Genomic DNA, 2,647 nt, shown 5'->3' on the forward strand with positions numbered 1-2,647 from the left:
TACCTGGGCATTTGTCTGGGCATGCAGGTCGCCACGATCGAGTACGCGCGCCACATGGCGGGCCTCACGGGAGCCAACTCGACCGAGTTCGATCCCGAGACCCCGCATCCGGTGATCGCCCTGATCGACGAATGGCAGGACGCCGACGGCAGCATCCAAAAGCGCGACGAAAAGTCCAATCTGGGTGGCACCATGCGCCTGGGCGCGCAGAGCTCCGATGTCGCGCCGGGTACCCTGGCTTTCGACATCTATGGCCCGGTGGTCAGCGAACGGCACCGCCATCGCTACGAGGCGAATGAGCATTACCTCGACCAATTGCGTGAGGCCGGCTTGGTCATTTCGGCCATCACCCAGCGTGAAAAGCTGACCGAGATGGTCGAGCTGCCGCGTGCGGTCCACCCCTGGTATGTCGGTGTGCAGTTCCACCCCGAATTCAAGTCCACGCCCTGGGACGGCCATCCGCTGTTCATCGCCTTCATCAAGGCGGCCTTGGACAACAAGTTAGCTTGAAGGAAGCAACCCATGAAGCTTTGCGGTTTTGAAGTCGGCATCGACCGACCCTTCTTCCTGATTGCCGGCACCTGCTCGATCGAGGGGCTGGAAATGTCCATCGAGGTCGCGGGTCGGCTCAAAGAAGCCTGCTCAGGCTTGGGCATTCCGCTCATCTACAAGGGCTCCTTCGACAAGGCCAATCGCTCCTCAGGCTCAACCAAGCGTGGTGTCGGCATCGACGCAGGACTGAAGATCCTGGACGAGGTGCGCAAGCAGCTGCAGTTGCCCATCCTCACCGATGTGCATGACGAGGCGCAAGTGAATGAGGTGGCCAGCGTCGTCGATGTGCTGCAAACGCCGGCCTTCCTGTGCCGCCAAACCGACTTCATCCGGGCGGTGGCCCAGTCAGGCAAACCGGTCAACATCAAGAAGGGCCAGTTTCTCGCACCTTGGGACATGAAGAACGTCATCGACAAAGCCCGCGACGCTGCGCGCGAGGCCGGCCTCTCCGAGGACAGCTTCCTGGCCTGCGAGCGCGGCGTTAGCTTTGGCTATAACAACTTGGTCGCGGATATGTGCAGCCTGGCCGAAATGCGCAAGACCGGCGCGCCGGTTGTATTCGACGTCACCCACTCGGTGCAAAAGCCCGGCGGCCAGGGTACCAGCAGCGGTGGCGCTCGCGAGATGGTCCCCGTGCTGGCCCGCGCCGGCGTTGGCGCAGGTGTGGCCGGGCTCTTCATGGAAACCCATCCGAGCCCGCATGAGGCTTGGTCAGACGGCCCCAATGCCGTACCGCTCAAGCACATGCGCGCGCTGTTGGAACAGCTGGTTGCGATCGACCGCATCGTCAAAGCGCAGCCCTTGCTTGAGGATGACTTCAGCTGCTGATTGCTTCGCCGTGATCTTGTTCAGCGCAGGTAACTGCCTGCTGGCATGATTCGCTCGAACATATTTTTGAAACTTTCGGAGACATTGAATGAGTGCCATTGTTGACATCGTCGGGCGTGAAATCTTGGACAGCCGCGGCAACCCTACCGTCGAATGCGATGTGTTGCTGGAATCCGGTGTGATGGGCCGCGCGGCGGTGCCGTCCGGCGCCTCGACCGGCTCGCGCGAAGCGATCGAGCTGCGCGACGGCGACAAGAGCCGCTACCTCGGCAAAGGCGTGCTCAAGGCCGTTGAGCACATCAACGGGGAGATCTCCGAGGCCGTGTTGGGCCTGGACGCGTCCGAGCAGGCCTTTCTGGACCGCACCCTGATCGACCTCGACGGCACCGACAACAAGGGTCGCCTGGGCGCCAACGCGATGTTGGCCGTGTCGATGGCTGTGGCACGCGCTGCGGCCGAAGAGTCGGGCCTGCCGCTGTACCGTTACTTCGGCGGCATGGGCGCTTGCCAACTGCCGGTGCCGATGATGAACGTCATCAACGGCGGCGCGCATGCCAACAACAGCCTTGATCTGCAAGAGCTGATGATCATCCCGATCGGCGCGCCAAGCTTCCGTGAAGCGATCCGCTGGGGCGCCGAAGTCTTCCACGCACTGAAGAAAATTCTGCACGACAAGGGCATCAGCACGGCAGTGGGCGACGAAGGTGGTTTCGCGCCCAGCGTCGAAAACCACGAAGCCGCTATCCAGATGATTCTGGAAGCGATCGACAAGGCCGGCTACACCGCGGGCGAGCAAATCGCCATCGGCCTGGACTGCGCCGCCAGCGAGTTCTACAAAGACGGCAAGTACGTGCTGGGCGCCGAAGGCCTGAGCCTGACGGCCCAGGAATGGACCGATATGCTGGCCACTTGGGTCGACAAATATCCGATCATCTCGATCGAAGACGGCATGGCCGAAGGCGACTGGGACGGCTGGAAGCTGCTGACCGATCGTCTGGGCAAGAGCGTGCAGATCGTCGGCGACGACTTGTTCGTCACAAACACCAAGATCTTGCAAGAAGGCATAGCCAAAGGCATTGCCAACTCGATCCTGATCAAGATCAACCAGATCGGCACCTTGACCGAGACCTTCGCCGCGATCGAGATGGCCAAGCGCGCCGGCTACACCGCCGTCATCAGCCACCGCTCCGGCGAGACCGAGGATTCCACCATTGCCGATATTGCAGTGGGCACCAACGCCGGCCAGATCAAGACCGGATCGCTGAGC

General features: G+C 61.8%; 3 protein-coding genes. All 3 read left to right on the forward strand.

Translation table 11 applies throughout. The annotated features are described in order from the left end of the window. Positions 1 to 510, forward strand: a 510-nt coding sequence (locus RMO57_RS07555) for a glutamine amidotransferase-related protein (RefSeq protein ID WP_414896390.1), incomplete at its 5' end; no start/stop codon positions are given. 12 nt (positions 511 to 522) lie between these two features. Next, a complete protein-coding gene (gene kdsA / locus RMO57_RS07560; protein WP_310385511.1) occupies positions 523 to 1,380 on the forward strand; it encodes a 3-deoxy-8-phosphooctulonate synthase in 858 nt (285 codons plus the stop codon). An 88-nt stretch (positions 1,381 to 1,468) separates the two neighbouring features. Then, positions 1,469 to 2,647: phosphopyruvate hydratase (gene eno, locus RMO57_RS07565; protein ID WP_310385513.1), on the forward strand; the 1,179-nt coding region annotated here is incomplete at its 3' end.

It is taken from the genome of Roseateles sp. (assembly GCF_031397715.1).
Classification (GTDB): domain Bacteria; phylum Pseudomonadota; class Gammaproteobacteria; order Burkholderiales; family Burkholderiaceae_C; genus Paucibacter_A.

What these genes read in the sequence shown, in the direction of transcription:
- kdsA (WP_310385511.1), top strand. Translation starts at nt 523, where the DNA reads ATGAAGCTTTGCGGTTTTGAAGTCGGCATCGACCGACCCTTCTTCCTG.